The 24,189-nt window shown below is 52.1% G+C and carries 20 protein-coding genes, 6 tRNA genes and 1 pseudogene; 26 read left to right on the plus strand and 1 reads right to left on the minus strand.

The window, feature by feature from the left end; all coding sequences use genetic code 11:
- Positions 1-24: 24 nt before the first annotated feature.
- The 11 genes and pseudogenes from mazG to rpoS all read left to right on the plus strand — a co-directional run bounded on the left by mazG (position 25) and on the right by rpoS (position 10,129).
- The gene (mazG, locus tag FCN78_RS02775; RefSeq protein ID WP_077659094.1) at positions 25-822 is read left to right on the plus strand and encodes a nucleoside triphosphate pyrophosphohydrolase; all 798 of its coding nucleotides are present in this window, start codon (positions 25-27) and stop codon (positions 820-822) included.
- 151 nt (positions 823-973) lie between these two features.
- Positions 974-2,608, plus strand: a complete 1,635-nt coding sequence (locus tag FCN78_RS02780; protein WP_077520742.1) for a CTP synthase — start codon at positions 974-976, stop codon at positions 2,606-2,608.
- A gap of 76 nt (positions 2,609-2,684) precedes the next feature.
- Complete coding sequence (eno, locus tag FCN78_RS02785) at positions 2,685-3,983, plus strand: phosphopyruvate hydratase (protein WP_069363463.1); 1,299 nt, start codon at positions 2,685-2,687, stop codon at positions 3,981-3,983.
- 158 nt (positions 3,984-4,141) lie between these two features.
- Positions 4,142-4,420, plus strand: coding sequence for a cell division protein FtsB (ftsB, locus tag FCN78_RS02790; protein ID WP_046074097.1), 279 nt, complete (start codon positions 4,142-4,144; stop codon positions 4,418-4,420).
- An 89-nt stretch (positions 4,421-4,509) separates the two neighbouring features.
- The gene (gene ispD, locus FCN78_RS02795) at positions 4,510-5,178 is read left to right on the plus strand and encodes a 2-C-methyl-D-erythritol 4-phosphate cytidylyltransferase (RefSeq protein ID WP_077520998.1); all 669 of its coding nucleotides are present in this window, start codon (positions 4,510-4,512) and stop codon (positions 5,176-5,178) included.
- Positions 5,175-5,657 carry a 2-C-methyl-D-erythritol 2,4-cyclodiphosphate synthase gene (gene ispF / locus FCN78_RS02800; protein WP_069363465.1) on the plus strand — a complete coding sequence of 161 codons (483 nt, stop codon included), beginning with the start codon at positions 5,175-5,177 and terminating at the stop codon, positions 5,655-5,657. The genes ispD and ispF overlap by 4 nt, the downstream gene beginning before the upstream one ends.
- Positions 5,654-6,688 (plus strand): tRNA pseudouridine(13) synthase TruD, encoded by a 1,035-nt coding sequence (truD, locus tag FCN78_RS02805; RefSeq protein ID WP_077649176.1) that lies wholly within the window; start codon positions 5,654-5,656, stop codon positions 6,686-6,688. Before ispF ends, truD begins: the two co-directional genes overlap by 4 nt.
- Positions 6,672-7,409: a 5'/3'-nucleotidase SurE gene (gene surE / locus FCN78_RS02810; protein ID WP_069363467.1), complete on the plus strand. Its 738-nt coding sequence runs from the start codon at positions 6,672-6,674 to the stop codon at positions 7,407-7,409. The genes truD and surE overlap by 17 nt, the downstream gene beginning before the upstream one ends.
- Positions 7,410-7,494: 85 nt before the next feature.
- The gene (locus tag FCN78_RS02815) at positions 7,495-8,115 is read left to right on the plus strand and encodes a protein-L-isoaspartate(D-aspartate) O-methyltransferase (RefSeq protein WP_069363468.1); all 621 of its coding nucleotides are present in this window, start codon (positions 7,495-7,497) and stop codon (positions 8,113-8,115) included.
- 34 nt (positions 8,116-8,149) lie between these two features.
- Entirely contained in the window at positions 8,150-9,052 is a 903-nt protein-coding gene (locus FCN78_RS02820) for a peptidoglycan DD-metalloendopeptidase family protein (RefSeq protein WP_077659095.1), read from the plus strand.
- Positions 9,053-9,153: 101 nt separating this feature from the next.
- Positions 9,154-10,129, plus strand: a pseudogene (rpoS, locus tag FCN78_RS02825) (RNA polymerase sigma factor RpoS).
- A 135-nt stretch (positions 10,130-10,264) separates the two neighbouring features.
- On the opposite strand, the gene mutS reads toward rpoS, so the two are convergent.
- Positions 10,265-12,868, minus strand: a complete 2,604-nt coding sequence (gene mutS, locus FCN78_RS02830; RefSeq protein WP_412458339.1) for a DNA mismatch repair protein MutS — start codon at positions 12,866-12,868, stop codon at positions 10,265-10,267.
- An 87-nt stretch (positions 12,869-12,955) separates the two neighbouring features.
- Between mutS and FCN78_RS02835 the strand changes: the two genes are divergently transcribed.
- The 15 genes from FCN78_RS02835 (at position 12,956) to FCN78_RS02905 (ending at position 24,135) form a co-directional block, all read left to right on the plus strand.
- Positions 12,956-13,441: a CinA family protein gene (locus FCN78_RS02835; RefSeq protein WP_077659100.1), complete on the plus strand. Its 486-nt coding sequence runs from the start codon at positions 12,956-12,958 to the stop codon at positions 13,439-13,441.
- 130 nt (positions 13,442-13,571) lie between these two features.
- Positions 13,572-14,621 carry a recombinase RecA gene (gene recA / locus FCN78_RS02840; protein ID WP_069363470.1) on the plus strand — a complete coding sequence of 350 codons (1,050 nt, stop codon included), beginning with the start codon at positions 13,572-13,574 and terminating at the stop codon, positions 14,619-14,621.
- Complete coding sequence (locus FCN78_RS02845) at positions 14,621-15,088, plus strand: regulatory protein RecX (RefSeq protein WP_235607560.1); 468 nt, start codon at positions 14,621-14,623, stop codon at positions 15,086-15,088. Before recA ends, FCN78_RS02845 begins: the two co-directional genes overlap by 1 nt.
- Positions 15,089-15,216: 128 nt before the next feature.
- A complete protein-coding gene (gene alaS / locus FCN78_RS02850; protein WP_077659096.1) occupies positions 15,217-17,799 on the plus strand; it encodes an alanine--tRNA ligase in 2,583 nt (860 codons plus the stop codon).
- 439 nt (positions 17,800-18,238) lie between these two features.
- Positions 18,239-18,436 carry a carbon storage regulator CsrA gene (csrA, locus tag FCN78_RS02855; protein WP_077650507.1) on the plus strand — a complete coding sequence of 66 codons (198 nt, stop codon included), beginning with the start codon at positions 18,239-18,241 and terminating at the stop codon, positions 18,434-18,436.
- A 199-nt stretch (positions 18,437-18,635) separates the two neighbouring features.
- A tRNA-Ser gene (locus tag FCN78_RS02860) sits at positions 18,636-18,728 on the plus strand.
- A gap of 23 nt (positions 18,729-18,751) precedes the next feature.
- Positions 18,752-18,828 (plus strand) — tRNA-Arg (locus tag FCN78_RS02865).
- An 8-nt stretch (positions 18,829-18,836) separates the two neighbouring features.
- Positions 18,837-18,929 (plus strand) — tRNA-Ser (locus FCN78_RS02870).
- A 31-nt stretch (positions 18,930-18,960) separates the two neighbouring features.
- Positions 18,961-19,037: transfer RNA gene (locus FCN78_RS02875), tRNA-Arg, on the plus strand.
- A 55-nt stretch (positions 19,038-19,092) separates the two neighbouring features.
- Positions 19,093-19,169 (plus strand) — tRNA-Arg (locus FCN78_RS02880).
- Positions 19,170-19,196: 27 nt separating this feature from the next.
- A tRNA-Arg gene (locus FCN78_RS02885) sits at positions 19,197-19,273 on the plus strand.
- Between the two features lie 504 nt (positions 19,274-19,777).
- Positions 19,778-20,032 (plus strand): OadG family transporter subunit, encoded by a 255-nt coding sequence (locus FCN78_RS02890; RefSeq protein ID WP_069363473.1) that lies wholly within the window; start codon positions 19,778-19,780, stop codon positions 20,030-20,032.
- Positions 20,033-20,064: 32 nt separating this feature from the next.
- Positions 20,065-21,855 carry a sodium-extruding oxaloacetate decarboxylase subunit alpha gene (oadA, locus tag FCN78_RS02895; protein WP_077659538.1) on the plus strand — a complete coding sequence of 597 codons (1,791 nt, stop codon included), beginning with the start codon at positions 20,065-20,067 and terminating at the stop codon, positions 21,853-21,855.
- A gap of 9 nt (positions 21,856-21,864) precedes the next feature.
- A complete protein-coding gene (locus tag FCN78_RS02900) occupies positions 21,865-22,995 on the plus strand; it encodes a sodium ion-translocating decarboxylase subunit beta (RefSeq protein WP_069363475.1) in 1,131 nt (376 codons plus the stop codon).
- 183 nt (positions 22,996-23,178) lie between these two features.
- Positions 23,179-24,135 (plus strand): NADP-dependent oxidoreductase, encoded by a 957-nt coding sequence (locus FCN78_RS02905; protein WP_077659539.1) that lies wholly within the window; start codon positions 23,179-23,181, stop codon positions 24,133-24,135.
- Positions 24,136-24,189: the final 54 nt, after the last annotated feature.

Here is a 24,189-nt window from a genome sequence, read left to right on the forward strand (position 1 = left end):
CGTTTTTTTAGAAGGAACTCTTTCATGGCAGCCATCGAGCAATTACTGACCATCATGACCACCTTACGTGATCCAGACAACGGCTGTGAGTGGGATAGGGCGCAGACTGCTGACACCATCGTGCCTCATACCTTAGAAGAAGCCTATGAAGTCGCGGATGCGATTGAGCGTGAAAACTGGTCAGACCTAAAAGATGAGCTAGGTGACTTACTTTTTCAAATTGTGTTCTACAGTCAATTGGGGCGGGAAAAAAACCAATTTGATTTTGAGGATGTGGTGCGTGGCATTTGTGACAAACTCATCCGTCGTCACCCTCATGTTTTTGGCCCCAAAGATCCGCAGGGACAGCCCTTAATGGCTGCAGACTGGGAAGGCATCAAAGCGCAAGAGCGCGCCGAGAGCGCAGCCTCTATGCAACCGCAAAGTGTGCTGGATGGGGTGACTCAAGGACTACCCGCTTTAACAAGAGCGCACAAATTGCAAAAGCGTTGTGCACGAGTGGGCTTTGATTGGCCGACGGTGGCTCCTGTGATAGATAAAGTGCAGGAAGAGATTGCAGAGGTTGAGCAAGAACTGGCGCAAGCCTCTGTTGATCAGGCGCGTGTGGATGAAGAAGTCGGGGATTTGTTATTCGCGGTGGTGAATTTGGCGCGCCATCTGGGGACGGATGCCGAGCACGCGTTGCGCCGTGCCAACCAAAAGTTTGAAGCTCGCTTTCGTGGTGTTGAAAAGCACTTACGTGATAATGAAAAAAATATTCAACAATGTCAGCTAGATGAACTAGAATCGGCATGGCAGGCCGTCAAAAAGGCGAGTAAGTAAATACCCTGTAATTGGCATAATTGATTTGTGACAATTAAAAACACCAGGGTGTATGGTAGCTTTCACATTGTGGGAGTCAGTGGGGTCTGGTATCATAATATCCCGTCCAGAACTTCATTAATTTCCTCTAAATCCAACTCTCAGGTTTAGCATGACGACGAACTACATTTTTGTTACGGGCGGTGTTGTATCCTCCCTCGGTAAGGGTATTGCTGCAGCCTCATTAGCAGCCATTCTTGAAGCGCGTGGCCTCAATGTCACCATCATGAAACTCGACCCTTATATTAACGTGGATCCAGGGACAATGAGCCCTACCCAGCACGGAGAAGTATTCGTCACGGAAGACGGCGCAGAGACCGACCTTGACCTCGGTCACTATGAGCGCTTTATTCGCACCAAAATGACCAAGCGTAATAACTTTACCTCTGGTCGTGTGTATGCGGATGTGCTGCGCAAAGAGCGCCGTGGAGATTACCTGGGAGCCACCATTCAGGTGATTCCGCACATCACCAATTCAATCAAAGACCGCATCATCGCCGGTGGTGAAGGTCACGATATTGCGATTGTGGAAATCGGCGGTACCGTCGGTGATATAGAGTCGCTGCCATTTTTGGAAGCGATTCGCCAGCTGACGGTGGACGTTGGCCGCGAGCGTGCGATGTTTATGCACCTGACTCTGGTGCCTTATCTGGCGGCAGCAGGTGAAGTGAAAACCAAGCCAACTCAGCATTCGGTAAAAGAACTACTCTCAATTGGTATCCAGCCTGATGTGCTGGTATGCCGTAGTGAGCGTCCGATCCCGGCTAATGAGCGCGCGAAAATTGCGCTGTTCTGTAATGTGGCAGAAAAAGCCGTGATCACCATGAAAGACGTAGATTCTATCTACAAAATCCCATCACTTATTCGCTCTCAAGGCCTGGATGATCTGGTTTGTAACCGTTTTGGCATTGAAGCGGCGGAAGCTGACCTGTCAGAGTGGGAGCAAGTGAGCTACGAAGAAGCCAACCCTATGGGCGAAGTGACCATTGGTATGGTGGGTAAATACATCGAGCTGCCGGATGCGTATAAGTCCGTCAACGAAGCCTTGAAACACGGTGGGTTGAAAAACCGTCTCACCGTCAACATCAAGTATGTAGACTCGCAAGATCTTGAAACACGCGGCTCAGAAATGCTGCAAGACTTGGATGCTATTTTGGTACCCGGTGGATTTGGTGACCGAGGTGTGGAAGGTAAAATCCTGGCAGCACAATATGCCCGTGAAAACAAACTGCCTTACTTGGGTATCTGCCTCGGTATGCAAGTCGCTCTGATTGAATACGCGCGTAATGTCGCGGGGATGGAAGGGGCAAACTCGACTGAGTTTAACAAAGAGAGCAAATACCCGGTGGTGGGACTGATCACTGAGTGGGTCGATGAAGAAGGGAAAGTGGAAGAGCGCAGTGAAACCTCTGATCTTGGCGGTACCATGCGCCTTGGTGCTCAACTTTGCCACCTTGCCGAAGGCTCTAAAGCCCATCAGCTTTATGGCAACACGCAAATCCACGAGCGTCATCGCCACCGTTATGAAGTCAACAACTTATTGCGTCCGCAGCTAGAAAAAGCGGGGCTGTCAATCTCAGGCCTGTCTGCGGATAAAAAGCTGGTGGAAATCATTGAAAACCCTGAGCACCCTTGGTTTGTTGCGTGCCAGTTCCACCCAGAGTTCACGTCGACACCACGTGATGGCCACCCACTGTTTGCCGGATTCGTTGCGGCGGCAGGCAAAAAACAGCGCGGTGAGCTATAAACGAGATTCGAGCGGTCGCCTGAAAATGGGCAGCCGCTTTTATTTTTAAAAACAATGACAGACGAGAGGAATCACAATGTCTAAGATCGTTAAAGTTCTAGGCCGTGAAATCATTGATTCACGCGGTAACCCAACCGTTGAAGCAGAAGTCCATCTAGAAGGTGGCTTCGTCGGTATGGCGGCAGCACCTTCAGGTGCATCAACGGGTTCTCGCGAAGCGCTAGAACTGCGTGATGGTGACAAGTCACGTTTCATGGGTAAAGGCGTTCTAAAAGCGATTGAAGCGGTTAACGGTCCAATCGCCGAAGCCCTACAAGGCAAAGATGCGAAAGCCCAAGCCGATATCGACCAAGTGATGATCGATCTCGACGGCACTGACAACAAATCTAAATTCGGTGCCAACGCTATCTTGGCGGTGTCTCTGGCTAACGCGAAAGCAGCCGCGGCGGCGAAAGGCATGCCTTTGTTTGAGCACATTGCTGAACTCAACGGCACAGCCGGTCAGTTCTCAATGCCTCTGCCAATGATGAACATCCTTAACGGTGGTGAGCACGCGGATAACAACGTTGATATCCAAGAGTTCATGATCCAGCCTGTGGGTGCGAAAACCCTGAAAGAAGCACTGCGCATCGGTGCGGAAGTATTCCATAACCTCGCAAAAGTACTGAAGGCCAAAGGCCTAAGCACTGCCGTAGGTGACGAAGGTGGTTTTGCACCGAACCTAGATTCAAACGCCGCTGCACTGGCCGCGATTAAAGAAGCGGTCGAGCAAGCAGGCTACGAGCTAGGTAAAGATATCACCCTCGCGATGGACTGTGCGGCGTCTGAGTTCTATGACAAAGAGCAAGGCATCTACAACATGAAGGGTGAAGGTAAAACCTTCTCTTCAGAAGAGTTTAACCACTACTTGGCGAAACTGGCTGAAGAATACCCAATCGTGTCTATCGAAGATGGCCTCGACGAGTCTGACTGGGACGGCTTTAAGCACCAAACTGAACTGCTGGGTGACAAACTCCAGCTCGTCGGTGATGATCTGTTTGTAACCAACACCAAGATCCTTAAAGAAGGTATCGACAAAGGGGTTGCGAACTCTATCTTGATCAAATTCAACCAAATCGGTTCTCTGACCGAAACGCTGGCGGCGATCAAGATGGCGAAAGACGCAGGCTACACAGCCGTGATCTCTCACCGTTCAGGTGAAACTGAAGACGCCACCATCGCTGACTTGGCGGTTGGTACGGCTGCAGGCCAAATCAAAACCGGTTCGATGAGCCGTTCTGATCGTGTGGCTAAGTACAACCAGCTCATCCGCATTGAAGACGCGCTGGGTGAAAAAGCACCATTTAATGGTCTAAAAGAAGTGAAAGGCCAATAATCGGCACGTAAGCACTTTTTACCAAAAAGCCGTCCCGTTTAACGGGGCGGCTTTTTTCATTTAGGAAAACCATGACACCAGCCAGCGGATCCGCTAGCCTATGCGGTTAGTCAATCAGGGTGTGAATACCCTGAGCCGATATTGGAAGGAGTACAGGTATGAGGCTGCTATCGGTTGCACTGTTTCTCACGCTGGTGTGGCTGCAGTATGAACTGTGGCTGGGTAAAAATGGCGTGACAGACTATTGGCAAATTGAAGCCAATGTCGCCGTACAGCAACAAGCCAACCAAAAACTCGTTAAGCGTAACCAGCAAATGTACGCAGAAATTGCCGATTTGAAGCGTGGGCAAGAAGCGATTGAAGAGCGCGCCCGCAATGAGCTGGGCATGATAAAGCCGGACGAGACCTTTTTCCGATTAGTCGATAAATCCCAGTAACTGACAGCCGTTGCTGGCGGTACAACCAAAGAAGATAACTTGTGGTCGAACAACCCCCTTTGCAGCACAACACCGCTTTACAACCCGGAATAAGCGCCGTGGTCCCTGCCGCAGGTGTCGGCAGCAGGATGCAAGCTAGCTGCCCGAAACAATACCTCCCTCTCGCCGGCAAAATGCTGATTGAGCATACCGTTGAGCGTTTGCTCTCTCACCCTGCCGTGGCCGACGTGATCATCGCCATTGGTGCGGACGATCGCTACTTTGCGGACACTCGCTTGAGTGAGCGTCCAAATGTGCGTGTTGTCTTGGGTGGAGCAACGCGTGCCGCGTCGGTGCAAGCTGGACTCGACGTGGTCAATACGCAATGGGTGATGGTGCATGATGCCGCACGCCCTTGCGTGTCGCATGCCGATATCGATGCCTTGATTAAACAGGCGCAATCTCACCCCGATGGCGCTTTGCTCGCCGCGCCGGTTAGAGACACCATGAAGCGTGCAGACGCGCAAGGACAGGTGGCGCATACGGTTGAGCGAGCGGCGCTTTGGCATGCATTGACCCCGCAAATGTTTTTAACTCACTTGCTTATAGACGCCCTCGCGAAAGCCGGTGAACAAGTGACGGATGAGGCGTCTGCCGTTGAAGCCCTCGGAGGGAAGCCGGTATTGGTCCCTGCCAGTGCCAGTAACATTAAAGTCACTCATCCCGAGGATAAGTGGCTGGCCGAGTTTTACCTTTCACAACAAGAAGGCAAATCATGATTCGAATTGGACATGGGTTCGATGTACACAAATTTGGCGGAGACGGCCCTGTCATTATCGGCGGGGTCAGTGTCCCTTATGCGCAAGGTTTGGTCGCGCACTCAGACGGTGATGTGGCGCTTCATGCACTGTGTGATGCCCTGCTGGGCGCGATAGCGGCGGGCGATATCGGTCAACATTTTCCCGACACCAGTGACGAATGGAAAGGTGCCGACAGCCGTGTGCTTCTTCGCGATGTATACAGCAAAGTACGCCGAAAAGGGTATCAATTAGGTAACGCTGATATCACTATTATCGCCCAAGCGCCGAAAATGGGCCCACATATCGACGCCATGCGTGAAGCCATCGCCAGTGATTTGTGTGTGACGGTAGATGCGGTTAACGTCAAAGCCACCACCTCTGAGCGTTTGGGCTTTACCGGACGCAAAGAGGGCATTGCCTGTGAGGCGGTGGTGCTATTAAACAAAGAGGCCGTATGACAGACTTACTCGCGCCCTTGGCTTACTTACATGGCCAACCAACACAGCCAGGCACCTTAAAAGCGTCACCGGACGATTTTATTGTCTCGGAGTCCCTAGGTTTCACCCCATCAGGTCAAGGCGAGCACTTTTTAGTGCGGATTAAAAAGCGTGGTGAAAATACCAAATACGTGGCCAATGAGCTGGCAAAAGCCTGTGGGGTTAGCTCCCGACAAGTGAGCTGGGCGGGCCTTAAAGATCGTCACGCCGTGACTGAGCAGTGGTTCAGTGTTCACCTGCCAGGCAAAGCGGATCCGGACTTAGCGGCGTTCGTCGAAAACCACCCAGGCGTTGTGAGCATTGAAGGGACAGCCCGCCATCAGCATAAATTGCGCCCTGGCGATCTGACCGGCAATCAGTTCACGCTCTGTATTCGTGATCTGGCGTCGCCACAGGCTTTAGTGCCGCGGCTAGAGGCTATCGCAAAGCAGGGCGTGCCCAATTACTTTGGTGCGCAGCGGTTTGGTCGTGATGGCAATAATGTCGAGATGGCGCGCGCCTGGGGGCGTGGAGAAATAAAAGTCCGTGACAAGAGCAAGCGCAGCTTTTATCTCTCAGCAGCCCGGTCGCTGCTGTTTAATCAGGTGGTGTCTGCACGGATAGAAGCGGGCGTCTTTGCCTCTACTCTGAGCGGCGACCTATGTCTCGATGAACAACAGCAAACCTACTTGGTTGAGCAAGAAGGCCGTCATCAGCCTGGCATTACCGGCCCGTTAACGGGCGACAATGCGTTACCCACCGAGGGGCAGGCACAGCACTTTGAGCAAGCGGTGGTCGACAAAGAGCCTGAGCTATTAGGCGTGATCCGTGATAATCGCATGCGTCATGACCGTCGTGTGCTGTGTTTACTGCCGCAAGCGATGACCTGGACACACGATGCTGACACCTTAACCGTGCGTTTCTTTTTACCCGCGGGCGCATTTGCCACCGCGGTGATGCGAGAGTTAGTCGTCGCGACCCCACAAGGAGAGCACAATGCGAATATTGATTAGTAACGACGACGGTTATCACGCCCAAGGGATCCAAACCTTGACCGAGGCGTTATCGACCATTGCAGATGTGGTGGTGGCCGCGCCTGATCGCAACTGCTCAGGCGCGTCAAATTCACTCACATTAGAAAACCCCTTGCGCGTGCGCGAACTCGCACCGCAGCGTTATGCGGTTCAGGGGACCCCCACAGACTCGGTGCATTTGGCGCTAAGGCAATTGGTGCCCTGGGAGCCTGACTTTGTGATCACTGGGATTAACCATGGTGCTAACCTCGGTGATGATGTGCTTTACTCGGGGACAGTGGCCGCGGCGACAGAGGGCTTTTTCCTGGGCGCGCCAGCTATTGCGGTCTCACTATGTGGTCACCAACACTTTGAGACAGCTGCGCACGTCGTGAAACAATTCTTAGCTAAGAACCAGCGCCATGCCGCGCCCAGTCATCGCCTCATTAATATTAATGTGCCCGATGTGCCAATCGATAGCCTAGAGGGGTGGAAGGTGACACGCCTTGGCGCCCGTCATCACGCCGAAGATGTGATAAAGCAAAGCGATCCACGGGGTAAACCGATATACTGGGTGGGGGCGCCCGGTCAAACCCAAGATGCAGGACCAGGAACCGATTTTCACGCCATTGCGGCGCAATACGTTTCTATAACACCACTGCAGGTAGACTTAACCGCGCATGATACCCTGGGCGTGTTTTCACAATGGTTAAGCGAGTAGGCGGCAGATACGCCATCGTTGGTGAGCCGCATTGAGGCGGCGGCCGTTTCAATAGACTTATACTCAGTGATAAAGGAAGCAGACGTTGAGTCAAGCGCAATCACTTATTCAATTTTTGCAGCAACAAGGTGTGACTGACACCCATGTGCTAAACGCCATGCAGGCTGTGCCTCGGCATTTATTTGTCTCTGAAGCCATGACCCACCAAGCTTATGGAAACAATGCGTTACCCATTGGGTGGGGACAAACTATTTCACAACCTTATATCGTGGCTAAGATGACATCATTGCTCAATTTGCGACGCGATAGTCGCATTTTGGAAATTGGCACCGGATCCGGTTATCAAACGGCGGTCCTCGCTAACTTGGTGGATCATGTTTATTCTGTCGAGCGGATCAAGCCACTACAAATGCTAGCCAAACGGCGCTTAAAGCAGCTAGATATTTATAATGTCTCGACAAAACATGGAGATGGTTGGCAAGGGTGGCCGTCGAAGGGCCCCTATGATGCGATCATGGTAACGGCAGCCGCGGCGCACGTGCCCGATGCGTTGTGCGATCAGCTTAATGACGGCGGCGTGATCTTGATTCCGATTGGTGATGATGAGCAAACATTGATGCGGGTCACTCGCCAAGGCACCACTTTTCACACCGAGACGGTTGAATCGGTTAAGTTTGTTCCCCTGGTGGCAGGTGAGCTGGCATAAACTGTCTCAGAGATGGAGCTGTGTTTAAAAACAGATGAAAATCGCGCTTTTTCTTTCACTGCTAGTGGTTATATCTGGTTGCTCTTGGCGAGGGCCGGCGCCGGTATCCAGCGTGACACCCGACTATACCAGCGTCGATAGAGGCAGCTATCGCGGCAGCTATTACGAAGTTAAGAAGGGCGATACCCTCTACTATATCGCTTATATCACGGATCGTGATATCGACGACATCATCGAACACAATAATCTACAGCCCCCCTATACCATTTATCCCGGGCAGACACTGGCGCTGTGGAAGCCCGCCTATCAACGTCCTGACGTGGCTCAATCCACATCAGGCGCGACAAATGTGGCCTCTGCCACGGCGTCAGCTGCAAGCGCGAGCGTGGTAGCATCTTCTTCTAGAAAAAGCGCTAAATCTAGCAAATTCGAGGAAAAAAAGAAGTCAAAAACCGCGAGTGAACGCACAAAAAGCGTTGAATCGGGGTCATCGTCGAGGTACAGTCAACCTAAAGATAAAAGTAAACAAGCTGTTAACAAGCGGACCGCTAGCGCATCTAACCAACAGATCAGCTGGCAATGGCCATCCAGAGGCCGAATGGTGTCCCGATTTTCTAGCACAGAGCGAGGCAATAAGGGCATAGATATTGCTGGACAACGAGGACAGGGCATTCAGGCAGCGGCAGATGGAAAAGTCGTTTACGCCGGAAGCGCACTTCGAGGTTACGGTAAGTTAATAATAGTGAAACACAATGATGATTATCTAAGTGCGTACGCGCACAACGATTCGTTTTATGTTTCAGAAGGCCAAGCTGTCAAAAAGGGGCAGAAAATAGCTTCCATGGGCAGTTCTGGTGCAAACAGTGTTCGGTTGCATTTTGAAATTCGCTACAAAGGAAAATCGGTCAATCCGTTACATTATCTGCCAAAGCGGTAGCACAGGGTAACCAAGGTGATATCGCCGCAGCCACCAATGTGACGGGGCCGGTATAAGCAGAAATGAGTTCTGCTTAGCTGCTACGTCATTAGGGAGGCGCTATGAGCCAAACAAATACCGCAAAGAAACTGGACGGCTTGAACCAAGACGTTGAATTCGACACCGTGGAAGCACAAGCTGACGAGGTGCTCGAAGAAGTCGAAGAGGCAGTACAGCAACAAGCGGCCACTTCAAAGGCCTCTGATGCCACCCAACTCTACCTCAGCGAAATTGGCTTTTCACCGCTGCTTACCGCTGAAGAAGAAGTGCTCTATGCGCGCCGAGCGTTGCGTGGTGACGAGGTTGCTCGCAAGCGTATGATTGAGAGTAACCTTCGCTTGGTGGTGAAAATTTCACGTCGCTATTCTAATCGTGGTTTAGCGCTGCTCGATTTGGTTGAAGAAGGAAATCTTGGCTTGATTCGTGCGGTGGAGAAGTTTGACCCTGAACGCGGCTTCCGCTTTTCAACCTACGCAACCTGGTGGATTCGTCAAACCATTGAACGTGCCATCATGAACCAAACGCGCACCATTCGTCTGCCGATTCACGTCGTCAAAGAGCTGAACGTGTACCTGCGTACCGCGCGTGAGCTGGCACAAAAGCTTGACCATGAACCGACCGCTGAAGACATCGCGGCGCAGCTAGATAAGCCGGTAGAAGATGTGAATCGGATGCTTCGTCTCAACGAGCGTATTGGCTCCGTGGATAACCCCATTGGTGGTGATTCGGAAAAAAGCCTTGTTAGACATCATTCCAGATGAGAAGCAAGACGGCCCAGAGTACACCACACAAGACGATGACATGAAAAAGTCGATTGTCCAGTGGCTACAAGAGCTTAACCCAAAACAACGCGAAGTATTGTCACGGCGTTTCGGGCTTCTCGGTCATGAAGCATCAACGCTGGAAGATGTGGGACGTGAGATTGGCCTAACCCGAGAGCGGGTACGTCAAATCCAGGTGGAAGGGTTACGCCGCCTGCGCGACATGCTGACGCATCAAGGGCTGAGCATCGAATCGCTCTTTAACGTAGAGCAATAATCAGCCTGTTAATGTCGCATCAGTCATAGAGCGAGAATCACAGTTATAGATATTAATGAAGGGACAGCGATGGCTGTCCCTTTTTGTTTGCCCAGCGAAGCTGGCATGACGCTCACAGGATGATGGCGTGGTCGATTAGCGAGATTGCTGTAACGCCTTGAGCGCATAGAGGGCGTCTAAGGCTTGCCGTGGGGTCATCTCATCGGGGTTTAAGGCATCGACCGCGTTATCCAGTTCGCTAGGCTCAGGCAGTAAGGCGAGCTGAGCGGGCGCTGGATCACCGACCGTTTGTTCAGCATGAATGGTATGTTGGCCGCTTTGCTCTAATTGTGCCAGTTTATGCTTAGCACGCCGTATTACCGGCTTGGGAACCCCCGCGAGGCTCGCGACGGCTAGGCCATAAGACTTACTGGCTGCGCCTTCCTGCACAGCGTGCATAAACGCAATGTCATCGCCATGCTCCATGGCATCAAGGTGCACATTCACCAAACCTTCCATTTGCCCTGGCAGTTCGGTGAGTTCGAAATAATGGGTGGCAAACAAGGTCATTGCATGAATTTTCTCTGCCAGCCATTCCGCACTGGCCCATGCTAAAGACAAACCATCGTAGGTACTGGTGCCGCGGCCAATTTCGTCCATTAACACCAAGCTGTTTGCCGTCGCGTTATGGAGAATATTGGCGGTTTCCGTCATTTCCACCATAAAGGTTGAGCGGCCGGAAGCGAGATCGTCAGAGGCGCCGATACGGGTAAAAATCCGATCAACAGGCCCAATAGTCGCGCGATCAGCGGGCACATACGCACCAATATGGCTCAGCAAGGTGATCAATGCCGTCTGGCGCATATACGTGGATTTACCCCCCATATTCGGCCCGGTAATGATCAACATCCGCCGCGCAGGGCTTAAGGCGATGGGGTTAGGGATAAAGGGGTCACTCATGACTTGCTCTACCACTGGATGGCGGCCCGCTTCGATATCGATGCCCGGTTTGTCGGTAAGCACTGGGCGATGATAATTGAGCGTCTCAGCGCGTTCAGCAAGGTTGCACAGCACATCAAGGCCAGACAATGCCTCAGAAGCATGTTGCAGTTGAGCCAAATGTGGCAGCAATAAATCAAATAACTCTTCCCACAGCCGCTTCTCTAACGCTAATGCGTTGGACCGAGAGCTTAAGACCTTATCTTCGTGCTCTTTTAGTTCGGGGATAATGTAACGCTCTGCATTTTTAAGCGTTTGCCGGCGGATATAATGTGCAGGTACTCGGTCACTTTGCGCGCGGCTGATTTGAATGTAAAAGCCGTGCACCTGGTTATAACCCACCTTCAGGGTATCGATGCCATATTGCTCGCGCTCGCGGGTTTCGAGTTCTTCTAAGTAGCGTGATGCGCCTTCAGATAAGTCACGCCATTCATCCAGTTCCGCGCTGTACCCTGGCGCAATCACGCCGCCATCACGGATCACTACCGGCGGGTTCTCGACCACCGCGCGGGTGAGCAAATCTTGCAGCTCTGGCATCGGTGTGGTGGCCGTTTGGTAATCGCAAAACGCACGGTGATCTAGCTCGGTGAGCAGCGTCTGTATCTCAGGCAGCTGCGCCAATGCGGTGCGCAGCCTTGCCATATCGCGGGGGCGAGCAGAGCGCATCGCCAAGCGAGCCAGTACGCGCTCGATGTCGCCAACCGGTTTGAGTGCGGCGCTTAACTCGGTGTATAGGCCACTATCAAGCAGCGCGCCGATCGCATCCAAACGTTGGTTGAGCACTTGAGGGTCGCGCAGGGGTTGATGGAGCCAGCGTTTCAGTAAGCGACTGCCCATTGGCGTTGTCGTACGATCCAAAACGTCAGCCAGGGTGTTGTCGGTGCCGCCAGCGAGGTTTTGGGTGATCTCTAAATTACGTCGTGTCGCGGCATCCAACACCACAGAGGTGTCTTGCTGATCTTTGATGATGGCACGAATATGGGGAAGCGCAGTGCGCTGGGTTTCTTTGGCGTATTGTAATACACAGCCGGCGGCACTGAGCCCCAGCACGCAGTCTTCCACGCCAAAGCCGACTAAATCGCGGGTGCCAAATTGACTGGTCAGTTGACTGCGAGCGGTGTCGAGATCGAATTCCCAAATCGGTCGGCGCCTTGCGCCGCGGCTCGCTGCGAGTAAATCAGGGTAGGGAAAGTCTTCTGGATAAAGCAGCTCAGCCGGTTGCGTGCGTTGCAGCTCGGCTTGCATTTGCTCGTAGGTAGCAGGCTCGGTCAGCACAAATCGCCCCGAGGTAATATCTAAGGTGGCGAAGCCAAACTGCTCGTTATCACAAGTCAGTGCGGCAACCAAGTTATCAACCCGCTCGCTAAGCAGCGCTTCATCGGATACTGTGCCGGGGGTGACGATTCGCACCACCTGGCGCTCAACCGGGCCTTTACTGGTGGCCGGATCGCCAATTTGCTCACAAATCGCCACCGGCTCGCCCAATTGCACTAACTTCGCTAAATATCCCTCCACGGCATGAAAGGGCACACCCGCCATGGGGATCGGCTCACCGCCTGAGCTGCCGCGCTTAGTCAGTGATATATCCAAAAGCTGAGAGGCGCGTTTGGCATCGTCGTAAAAGAGTTCGTAAAAATCCCCCATGCGGTAGAACAGCAGCTCTTCAGGGTGCTGCGCTTTGAGTTTGAGGTACTGTTGCATCATCGGGGTGTGCTTTTCGAGCGCTTGTACTGTCACGACTAGACCTGCAAAATGGAACATTGAAAAGGGTAGGTAGAATACGTGATCGTACGGCAAAGGGTAAAGTTGCGGTACCGGTTTCTTCCCCCTCAACAAAAGGAGCGCATGGTGGAACAGTTATTCTCGCTAGCAAAGCAACTCGGCGGTGCCTTATTGGATGCAGGGCTGACAGTGACCACCGCAGAGTCTTGCACCGGGGGCGGTATCGCTTACTGCTTGACGGACGTGCCAGGAAGCTCGCAATGGTTTCAGCAAGCATGGGTGACCTACAGCAATCCAGCCAAACACCAACAAGTGCACGTGCCAGATGACCTATTAGCACAATATGGCGCGGTGAGTGAACCTGTGGTGATGGCGATGGCGGAAGGTGCGCGCCAAGAGGCAGAAGCAGACTTGGCGATTGCCGTGAGTGGCGTGGCTGGCCCATCGGGGGGGAGTGCTGATAAACCTGTGGGTACCGTGTGGTGCGCATGGGCTTGGCATGGTGGCGAAACTGACACAGAAGTCTGTCATTTTGAGGGGGACAGGCGCGCGGTTCGTGAACAAACGGTCGCGCATGTGTTGTCCCATGCTTTAAGGCGCTTGTCTCCGTAACTGGAGACGTGTCGCACCACACAGATTTTTTCTATACAGGGCTAGACACTGTATGTATGGACAGTATACTTAGCCCCAATGACTGATAGCTTTCATCGCATAGATAGCGGTTTATTTCCTGGAGACTGAAATGGACGATAACAAAGAAAAGGCGCTCGCAGCCGCACTCGGGCAAATCGAAAAGCAATTTGGCAAAGGCTCAATCATGCGTCTGGGTGATGACCGCACCATGGACATCGAAACCGTATCGACCGGCTCTTTGTCTCTCGATATTGCCCTAGGTGCCGGCGGGTTGCCTTTTGGTCGTATTATCGAAATCTATGGCCCAGAGTCATCAGGTAAAACGACGCTGACGCTAGAAGCGATTGCCGAAGCACAAAAAATGGGAAAGACCTGTGCCTTTATCGACGCTGAGCATGCTCTTGACCCTATTTATGCGCGCAAGCTGGGTGTTGATATCGATAACCTTTTGGTCTCTCAGCCAGATACCGGTGAGCAAGCGTTGGAAATTGCCGATGCCCTGACACGCTCGGGCGCTGTCGACATGATCGTGATTGACTCGGTGGCGGCATTGACACCTAAAGCTGAGATTGAAGGCGAGATGGGCGACTCACACATGGGTCTGCAAGCGCGGATGTTGTCACAAGCGATGCGTAAGCTCACAGCCAACATCAAAAACAGCAATACCATGATGGTCTTCATCAACCAAATTCGCATGAAAATTGGTGTGATGTTTGGTAACCCAGAAACCACGACTGGGGGTAACGCGTTAAAATTCTACGCCTCGGTTCGCCTGGATATTCGCCGCATTGGTGCGATTAAAGAAGGTGACGAAGTGGTGGGCAACGAAACCCGCGTCAAAGTGGTAAAAAACAAAGTGGCTGCGCCCTTTAAACAAGCCGAATTCCAAATCCTTTATGGCCAAGGCATTAACTTACAAGGCGAATTAGTAGACTTGGGCGTGAAACACAAGCTGGTAGAAAAAGCCGGTGCTTGGTACAGCTACAAAGGCGATAAAATTGGCCAAGGTAAAGCCAATGCATGTAAATACCTGAAAGAAAACCCACACATTGCGGAAGAAATTGACACCACCTTGCGTGAGATGTTGCTGCAGCCTGGCCTCAACAACGAAGCGGTCGACGCGAACGCGGAGGCAGAAGCCGAGGACGATCAGCTGTAATGGCCGTATCGTGCCAAGACGTTGCGGTGGGCTTGTTAGCCCGCCGTGACCATTCTGTTCACGAGCTGCAAAAAAAACTGACTCAACGCGGGTTTGATCAAGACACCATTGCGCTGACCCTTGATGAGTGTCTCGCGCGTGGTTGGTTAGATGATGCCCGTTTTGCGGCCAGCTTATTGCGCCAAGGTGTGAGCAAACATCATGGCTGGCTACGTATTTGTCAAGATGCCAAGCGAAAGGGCATCGACACTGAGTTGTTATCACGTGCCGAACAAGAGCAAGAGGTTGACTGGTATGCGCTAGCCAGAGAGACCGCACAGCGTAAATATGCCGATCTCGATGGCCGCCTTCCGCCAGCCGAGCAAAAGGAAAAAGCCAAACGCATGCGCTTTTTACAGTCACGTGGCTTTAACTTTGATCAAATCCAATACGCACTCAGTCACGACGATTCGGACACGCATTTCTAAACCAATCCCACTCTGTCTCTTTTCCGCACGCGATCGGTTGTTTACAATGGCGTAAATAAAACCATGCTTCCATCGCGTCACGACCATATCTGGTTGCTAACGCAATATTCGATTATCAGGATTAGCCAATGTATATGAGCACTGATGAGATCCGTACAGCGTTTCTCAAGTTCTTTGAAAGCAAAGGGCACCAGATTGTGCCTAGCTCGTCGCTCGTGCCTGCCGATGACCCAACGCTTTTGTTCACCAACGCAGGGATGAACCAGTTTAAAGATACTTTTTTAGGGGTTGAAAAGCGTGACTACACGCGTGCAACGTCAGCACAGCGTTGTGTGCGGGCGGGCGGCAAACACAACGACCTTGAAAACGTCGGTTTTACCGCGCGCCACCATACCTTCTTTGAAATGCTCGGCAATTTCAGCTTCGGTGATTACTTCAAGCAAGATGCAATTCAATACGCATGGGCATTTTTAACCGAAACCATTGGCTTGCCAAAAGAAAAGCTGTTGGTAACCGTATACGAAACCGATGACGAAGCATTTGATATTTGGCATCAGCAAATCGGTGTCCCAGCGGATCGCATTGTGCGTATCGGCGATAAAGAAGGTGGTAAGCCTTACGAGTCAGATAATTTCTGGCAAATGGGCGATACTGGGCCATGCGGACCATGTAGCGAAATTTTCTATGATCATGGTGAGCATATTTGGGGTGGCCCGCCAGGGACGCCAGAAGAAGACGGGGATCGCTTCATCGAGATCTGGAATATCGTCTTTATGCAGTTTAACCGCCAAGCAGACGGCACCATGGAAAATCTGCCTAAGCCGTCAGTGGATACCGGTATGGGGATTGAACGCATAGCGGCAATTAAGCAGGGCGTGCACTCTAACTATGAAATCGATGTTTTCCAGCAATTGATTAAGCAAGTCGCTGAGATCATTGGGGTTGAAGATCTCACTAACCAGTCTTTGCGCGTAGTCGCTGACCACATCCGCTCGTGTGCATATTTGATTGTTGATGGTGTGATGCCTTCTAACGAAGGGCGAGGCTATGTGTTACGCCGAATCATTCGTCGTGCGGTTCGTCATGGTAACAAGCTTGGCAGCAAAGAGGCGTTTTTCTATAAGCTGGTTGGCCCTCTCGCTACCATCATGGGGACGGCAGGTGAAGATCTGCGTGCCCAGCAAACCATGGTGGAAAAAGTCCTTAAGATTGAAGAAGACAACTTTGGTCGCACGCTTGAGCGTGGCATGTTGATGTTGGAAGAGGCCTTGGACAAGGTTAAGGGTGACGAGTTAGATGGTGAAACTGTCTTCAAACTCTATGACACTTACGGCTTCCCGGCAGACTTAACCAATGATGTTGCGCGTGAGCGCGGTTATCGCATTGATGAAGCCGGCTTTGAAGCGGCGATGGAAGCCCAGCGTCAGCGCGCGCGCGAAGCCGGTCAGTTTGGCACTGACTACAACCAAGCCATAAAAGTGGAGCATGGCTCTGATTTTTGTGGTTACACAGGGACAGAAGGCACAGGCCAGATCACTGAGATTTTTGTCGACGGTGACACCGTTGATAGCTTGGTATCGGGCGATAAAGCGGTGGTGATCCTTGACCACACGCCTTTCTATGCCGAGGCCGGTGGCCAATGTGGTGATACAGGGGTGATTGACACTGACCAAGGGCGATTTACCGTGACGGATACCCAGAAAGCGGGGCAAGCCATTGCACATTACGGTAGCTTGTCGGAAGGGCAACTGAGTGTCGGGGCACAAGCCACCGCTCGCGTGGATGCCGCGCGTCGTCACGCGGTAGCGATGAATCATTCCGCGACTCACTTGCTGCACGCCGCACTGCGTGAGGTACTAGGGAAGCACATTGCGCAAAAAGGCTCGCTAGTCCGGCCTGATGGGTTGCGTTTTGACTTCTCACACCTTGAGCCGGTCACCGCTGACGAACTCAAAGCGGTTGAGCGGATCGTGAATCAACAAATCCGTGAAAATAGCCCCGTGCAGACAGAAGTGATGGATATCGAAGCCGCCAAGCAAAAAGGCGCGATGGCACTGTTTGGTGAGAAATACGATGACCAAGTGCGTGTATTAAGCATGGGTGACTTTTCTATCGAGCTGTGTGGCGGGACACACGCGACGCGTACGGGCGACATTGGCATGTTTAAAATCGTCTCTGAAGCGGGTATCGCGGCCGGTGTACGCCGCATCGAAGCCATTACCGGGCAAGCGGCCATTGATAGCGTTTATCAGCAACAGGCTGACTATGAAGCCAAACTTGACGAAGCCCAGAGCAAAGCGAAAGCGTTAGAGAAACAAATTCAGCAGCTTAAACAGAAACTGGCCGCACAAGAAAGTGCTGGGCTGATCAATCAGGTCCGTGAGCTAAACGGGGTAAAAGTGCTGATTAGCCAGCTTGATGGTGCGGATAACAAAGCACTGCGTAGCATGGTGGATGATCTGAAAAACCAAATGGGCAGTGGCATTGTGCTACTCGGTAACGTGGCCAATGATAAAGTCGGCCTGATTGCCGGTGTCACCAAGGATCTAACCGGCACGGTAAAAGCGGGTGAGCTGGTCAACCTTGTCGCACAGCAAGTGGGTGGCAAAGGCGGTGGTCGTCCTGATATGGCACAAGCCGGCGGTAGTGATGTGAGTGCACTGCCGAATGCATTAGCCTCCGCGGAGACCTGGCTCGCTGAGCAACTATAAGTCGCTTTTGTTTTTTTAAAAAGTCAAGAGGGTCGCGTATCGCGACCCTTTTTTGTGATCTAGATTAATAATTGCACTTTTTTCCTGATTCTGTATAGTGCAACGCCTTAAGCGGTGTCAGCGGTAAGACGTGATATTGGTTAGATTTTGTCACCATGCTGGCCAATGCCGTACAGATTTCTCTTACACTGTTATCTCAGGTCAATCGCCTCCACGGCTAACGGCATGATGATAAAACAGTAAATTTCTCTGCCCTTTTCTGGATATGGTGTGATAATTCGACCATAGTGTGGAATACGGACGCGAGTCAGCGCCCGTATTGGCATCATGAGCAGGGAAAGAATCCAACGATCACAGGTAACGGGCCGATACGCTGGCGGGTTATCTGGCTCAGACACTAATTGAATAAGTAAAAGATTGATACTCAAGGAGTAGAAGCATGCTGATTTTAACTCGCCGTGTGGGCGAAACCTTGATGATTGGTGATGAAGTCACTGTCACTGTATTGGGTGTAAAAGGTAACCAAGTCCGTATTGGTGTGAATGCACCGAAAGATGTTTCGGTACATCGTGAAGAGATCTACATGCGTATTCAGGCCGAAAAAGGCGCGCCTGCAAGTGGTCAGAGCGACTACTAACAAGGCAAAAAGAGGTCGACCAAAGGTCGGCCTTTTTTATCCCTGCTTTTCCCGTAAAATCAGAATGAAACGGCGATAAATCCAACAATAGAATTGGGCTGTGGGTGATAATTGTCCATTTGTTGGTGGCAAGACGATTTTTGCCAGAAAAGTGTTTGACATATATGTGGCTCAAAGTAATATGTGCACCCGCAGCGACGGTGAGGTGGCCGAGTGGCTGAAGGCGCTCCCCTGCTAAGGGAGTATACGGTTTGTAGCCGTATCGAGGGTTCGAATCCCTCCCTCACCGCCATGTTGCTGCAGCAAAATAGATGCGCGTCCGTAGCTCAGCTGGATAGAGTACCTGGCTACGAACCAGGCGGTCGGAGGTTCGAATCCTCCCGGACGCGCCATAACTTGCGGTGAGGTGGCCGAGTGGCTGAAGGCGCTCCCCTGCTAAGGGAGTATACGGTTTGTAGCCGTATCGAGGGTTCGAATCCCTCCCTCACCGCCATGATTTACAAGCCTGCCTTGTATTAAGATGTGCGTCCGTAGCTCAGCTGGATAGAGTACCTGGCTACGAACCAGGCGGTCGGAGGTTCGAATCCTCCCGGACGCGCCATCTCTTCACGGAAGACCCGCAACACAGTTCATGATGAACGTAAGATTGACGACACGCGCTCGTAGCTCAGCTGGATAGAGTACCTGGCTACGAACCAGGCGGTCGGAGGTTCGAATCCTCCCGAGCGCGCCATCTTCAATCTTAAGCAAATCCGTCAGCGCGTCCGTAGCTCAGCTGGATAGAGTACCTGGCTACGAACCAGGCGGTCGGAGGTTCGAATCCTCCCGGACGCGCCATTTTGCTCGCTTCTCTGCCTTATCGCATACCATCCTTCGTTTACTCCTATCGCTTCGATAGTTATCGTTGACCTCTTCATGTCTCTCCGCGTTTCCTTTATATCTCCCTTTACGTTTTGATTGCTTGGTTGTCACGTTCAGTGCGTCGTTTTTACGGTTAATACAAATAATCACGATAGGAAAAAGGTTTTTTCCAAAAGTGCGATAGTCTGAAAATTGGTATCGTTCCCCATTTTATTCGGTGCTCGCGTCAGTGGCTCTCGGCCCCGTATTGACGGTAATTGTATATAAACACTTAGTTTGTTTGGTTTGATCGCGAAGTGGCTAAAAATGCCCATTGATGGGCGTTATGAGGTAACAAAAACGCAATCGCCAGATTGTCATTGATACGAATTGTTAGTATTTTGAACGCCGTTGATGAGTTTGCCACCAAAATAAATGGATAATAATGGGGGCAATCACTGCTTAGAAGTAAGCAATAGTGAGTGTGACAAGGAAGAAACCATGGATTTAGGCCCGCTTTTAGAACAGGCAACGATGCTGATGTTAACCGGCATGGTTGTGGTATTTGTATTTCTTTCGATATTAATTTTTTTGGTCCGCCAACTGGAACGTTTTGGTGACCCTATCCCCCCTGCCGCGGCGAAAGCAGCCGCTCAGCCCAAAGCCCAAGCAGCACCTGACGTATCGCAGCCTTCACCGGATGTGATTGCCGCGATCACTGTCGCTGTTCAGCAGTACCGCCAACGTCACCGTTGAGTGGCCAGGCACATATAAAAAAGGAGTTTGTTATGTCTACGCCGTTAGCTATTACCGATGTGGTATTGCGTGATGCCCATCAGTCGTTGTTTGCCACACGTCTGCGTTTGGACGATATGTTGCCGATTGCCGCCGAGCTAGATCAAATTGGTTTTTGGTCACTGGAAACCTGGGGTGGGGCGACCTTTGATGCTTGTATTCGCTACTTGGGTGAAGATCCTTGGGTGCGCTTGCGAGAGCTCAAAAAAGCGATGCCAAATACGCCGATGCAGATGCTGTTGCGTGGTCAGAACCTCTTGGGTTATCGCCACTACGCCGATGATGTGGTACACAAGTTTGTCGAGCGCGCACATGCAAATGGCATGGATGTGTTCCGGATCTTTGATGCGATGAACGATGTGCGCAACTTCCAAGCAGCGGTGGGCGCGGCGGTGGAAGTCGGTGCGCATGCGCAAGGCACCATCTCTTATACCACCAGTCCCGTGCACACCATGGACACCTGGACCGACTTGGCCAAACAGTTGGAAGATCTCGGCTGTCACTCGCTGTGCATTAAAGACATGTCTGGTTTGCTAAAGCCTTATGAAGCCCATGAGCTGGTGAGCCGTATCAAAGCGGCGTGTGATATCCCCCTATCCTTGCATTGTCACGCCACCACGGGATTATCGACGGCCACCGCCGTCAAAGCGGTTGAAGCGGGCCTGGATGTGCTCGATACCGCCATTTCTTCAATGAGCCAAACCTACGGGCACACGCCGACGGAAACCGTGGTAGCGATGCTCGAAGGCACTGAGCGTGAAACGAACCTCGATCTGAATAAGCTTGAGTCCATTGCCGCTTATTTCCGCACCGTGCGTAAAAAATACGCGCAATTTGAAGGGCAGCTTAAAGGCGTCGACTCACGTATTTTGATTGCACAAGTGCCCGGCGGCATGCTGACCAATATGGAGAGCCAGCTTAAAGAGCAGGGGGCGACCGACAAAATGGACGAAGTGTTGGAGGAAATTCCCCGGGTCCGTGAAGATTTAGGCTATATCCCCTTAGTCACCCCGACTTCGCAAATTGTCGGCTCTCAATCGGTGATTAACGTGCTGACCGGTGAGCGCTACAAGAGTATTACCAAAGAGACGGCTGCATTACTCAAAGGGGAGTATGGAAAAGCCCCCGCGCCGGTTAATGCAACACTCCAGGCTCGCGTGTTAGATGGCGAAGAGGCAATCACCTGTCGCCCTGCTGATAAGCTGGAGCCGGAAATGGACGCGCTGACTCAAGCACTGACCGACAAAGCCGCGGCCGAGAATGTCACTTTAGCGGATCAGACCATTGATGATGTGCTGACCTATGCCCTGTTCCCGCAGGTGGGGTGGAAATTCTTACAAAACCGAGGTAACCCTGAAGCGTTTGAACCAGTACCAACCGGGGAGCCAACACCTGCACCCGCCGTACCTGAGCAATCAGGCAGTGGTGACGTGGAAACCTACAGCGTGCGTGTTAATGGTCAGGTCTATCAGGTCGATGTAGGGCCAGATGGGGCGCTGGGTGATATTCAGACAGTGAGTCAGGCGCCAGTATCGACGAGTGCGCCAGCCCCTCAAGCTGCGCCAAGCAACCTTGAGCCGGTGACGGCCCCTCTGGCAGGGAACATTTTTAAGGTGATGGTCACCCCAGGGGAGCATGTCCAGGAAGGCGATGTCCTGATCATCTTGGAAGCGATGAAGATGGAAACCGAGGTGCGAGCTGCCCATGCGGGCACCGTCCAAGACGTACAAGTGAAAGAAGGCGATGCCGTGACTGTCGGCATGCCGTTATTGCACTTAGGATAAGAGGGCAGCATGGAAGGATTAATGATCCTGTGGTCGGAAACTGGACTGGCAAACTTCCAGTGGCCACAGTTGGTAATGATTGCCGTGGGCTGTCTATTGCTCTTTTTGGCGATTCGACGTGGGTTTGAGCCACTGTTGCTCCTACCTATCGGTTTTGGCGCCATATTGGCGAATATACCCAATGCCGGTTTTAACGAGCCAGGCGGCCTGCTCTACTATGTCTACCATGTCGGGATTGATACTGGCGTATTCCCCCTGCTGATCTTTATGGGGGTGGGGGCGATGACCGATTTTGGCGCGCTGATCGCTAACCCGCGCACCTTGTTGCTCGGTGCCGCGGCACAGTTTGGTATTTTTGCTACCTTGTTTGGGGCCATTTTACTTAACTTGGTGCCAGGCATGGCGTTTAGCCTCCAAGATGCCGCTTCCATTGCCATCATTGGGGGCGCGGATGGGCCGACGGCTATCTTCCTCGCCAGTCGATTATCACCGGACTTGCTCGGCGCCATTGCCGTCGCAGCCTATAGCTATATGGCGTTGGTACCCATTATTCAGCCACCCATCATGAAGTTGTTTACCTCTGACAGCGAACGCAAGATTGAGATGAAGCAACTCCGTCATGTGTCGAAAACAGAGAAGGTCCTGTTTCCGCTGGCGGTGCTGATGATGACCATCTTGTTCTTGCCCTCGGCGACCCCGCTGGTTGGTATGTTCTGTCTTGGCAACTTGATGCGAGAGTGTGGCGTGGTGGACCGTTTATCGGGAACGGCGCAAAATGAGCTGATCAACATTGTCACCATTTTCCTTGGTCTGGCGGTAGGCTCCAAATTGGAAGCCGATAAGTTTCTTCAGTTTGAAACCTTAGGGATCTTGGTATTGGGCGCCGTCGCATTTAGCATCGGCACCGGAACTGGGGTATTAATGGCCAAAATCCTTAACCGCTTTAGCCGCGATCCTATCAACCCATTGATTGGGGCAGCCGGTGTATCAGCCGTTCCGATGGCGGCCCGAGTGGTTAACAAAGTAGGACTCGATGCCAACCCGCATAACTTCTTATTAATGCATGCGATGGGACCCAATGTGGCTGGCGTATTGGGCTCTGCGGTCGCGGCCGGGATTTTGCTGGCTTTGGTCGGCTAGCCTTCAGTGATTTGATACCGAGTCGATAAAAAGAAAATAGCGGTAGGCATTGAGTCTGCCGCTTTTTTTGTTAAGACTAGAGGTTTACGCTTTGCAATGGCTCTGTGCTTTATCTCGTCGTCAAGGCGAATACTATTAATAGATACGCCAGCATAAGCACAATGGCATGCGAAAGGAGTCAATATGTCGAATAATCTCTCACTTGCAATCACTGAATTTGGTGCACCAGAGGTACTTACCCCGGTCAATCGTCCGATTCCGTCGCCCTCTGAAGAGCAGGTGTTGATTCAAGTAAAAGCGGCTGGGGTTAACCCCATTGATGCAAAAACGCGAGCAGGGCTTGGTTGGGCTGCTGAGCATAATCGCGATCATTTGCCTTGGGTGCCTGGCTATGACGTTGCCGGGGTCGTGGTGGCGAATGGCACCAATGAAAGCAAGTTTGATGTGGGGGATCGTGTCGCTGGGATGATTGGTTTCCCCACCGAAGGCGGGGGATACAGCCAATATGTGGTCGCCGATGCTGGCTTGTTATCAACCGTGCCGCCGAGTGTGCCTATGGTGGATGCCGCCGCAGTGCCATTGGCAGGGCTGACGGCTTGGCAAGCACTTGAGCATGGTAAACTGGCGCGTGACGAAAAAGTATTGATTTTAGCCGGCGCCGGCGGCGTCGGGCACCTTGCGGTACAGTTAGCCGTTCGTCTCGGGGCCCAGGTTTTTGCCACGGCTTCTGAAAACAATCATGCCTTTTTACGTCAACTGGATGCGACACCGATCGATTACCATCAACCGCATTGGGCTACCGCCAATGGTGAGTTTGATCTGGTGATTGATTTGGTGGGAGTAGACACCGCCATTGATGCATTAGCAGGCCTGAAAACCGGTGGGCGTATTGTCACCGTCCCCACTAATACGCGCGATACCATTACCTCCGCGGCTGCCGAGCGAGGGCTGAAGGCGACAGGTATGTTGGTTGATCCAAATACTTGGCAGACTCAGCGCTTGCTCGACATGCTTGATCAGGGCGATCTGAAAATAGATATCGCGGCCGTCTACCCGCTTGAACAGGGCGCACAGGCGCACAAAGCGTTAGAAACAGGTCATACACGTGGTAAGCGTGTGTTGGAAATGCCCTCGACTTAGCTATTCACCCCGGGGGAGCGCTTTGTCGTAAGCGCTGAACCAATGATACTGCAT

Source organism: Salinivibrio kushneri (assembly GCF_005280275.1).
GTDB lineage: Bacteria > Pseudomonadota > Gammaproteobacteria > Enterobacterales > Vibrionaceae > Salinivibrio > Salinivibrio kushneri.

What these genes read in the sequence shown, in the direction of transcription:
- eno (WP_069363463.1), top strand. Translation starts at nt 2,685, where the DNA reads ATGTCTAAGATCGTTAAAGTTCTAGGCCGTGAAATCATTGATTCACGC.
- FCN78_RS02900 (WP_069363475.1), top strand. Translation starts at nt 21,865, where the DNA reads ATGGAAGGATTAATGATCCTGTGGTCGGAAACTGGACTGGCAAACTTC.
- FCN78_RS02890 (WP_069363473.1), top strand. Translation starts at nt 19,778, where the DNA reads ATGGATTTAGGCCCGCTTTTAGAACAGGCAACGATGCTGATGTTAACC.
- ftsB (WP_046074097.1), top strand. Translation starts at nt 4,142, where the DNA reads ATGAGGCTGCTATCGGTTGCACTGTTTCTCACGCTGGTGTGGCTGCAG.
- oadA (WP_077659538.1), top strand. Translation starts at nt 20,065, where the DNA reads ATGTCTACGCCGTTAGCTATTACCGATGTGGTATTGCGTGATGCCCAT.
- surE (WP_069363467.1), top strand. Translation starts at nt 6,672, where the DNA reads ATGCGAATATTGATTAGTAACGACGACGGTTATCACGCCCAAGGGATC.
- mazG (WP_077659094.1), top strand. Translation starts at nt 25, where the DNA reads ATGGCAGCCATCGAGCAATTACTGACCATCATGACCACCTTACGTGAT.
- truD (WP_077649176.1), top strand. Translation starts at nt 5,654, where the DNA reads ATGACAGACTTACTCGCGCCCTTGGCTTACTTACATGGCCAACCAACA.
- mutS (WP_412458339.1), bottom strand. Translation starts at nt 12,868, where the DNA reads ATGTTCCATTTTGCAGGTCTAGTCGTGACAGTACAAGCGCTCGAAAAG.
- FCN78_RS02780 (WP_077520742.1), top strand. Translation starts at nt 974, where the DNA reads ATGACGACGAACTACATTTTTGTTACGGGCGGTGTTGTATCCTCCCTC.
- FCN78_RS02845 (WP_235607560.1), top strand. Translation starts at nt 14,621, where the DNA reads ATGGCCGTATCGTGCCAAGACGTTGCGGTGGGCTTGTTAGCCCGCCGT.
- csrA (WP_077650507.1), top strand. Translation starts at nt 18,239, where the DNA reads ATGCTGATTTTAACTCGCCGTGTGGGCGAAACCTTGATGATTGGTGAT.
- FCN78_RS02820 (WP_077659095.1), top strand. Translation starts at nt 8,150, where the DNA reads ATGAAAATCGCGCTTTTTCTTTCACTGCTAGTGGTTATATCTGGTTGC.
- ispF (WP_069363465.1), top strand. Translation starts at nt 5,175, where the DNA reads ATGATTCGAATTGGACATGGGTTCGATGTACACAAATTTGGCGGAGAC.
- FCN78_RS02905 (WP_077659539.1), top strand. Translation starts at nt 23,179, where the DNA reads ATGTCGAATAATCTCTCACTTGCAATCACTGAATTTGGTGCACCAGAG.
- recA (WP_069363470.1), top strand. Translation starts at nt 13,572, where the DNA reads ATGGACGATAACAAAGAAAAGGCGCTCGCAGCCGCACTCGGGCAAATC.
- alaS (WP_077659096.1), top strand. Translation starts at nt 15,217, where the DNA reads ATGTATATGAGCACTGATGAGATCCGTACAGCGTTTCTCAAGTTCTTT.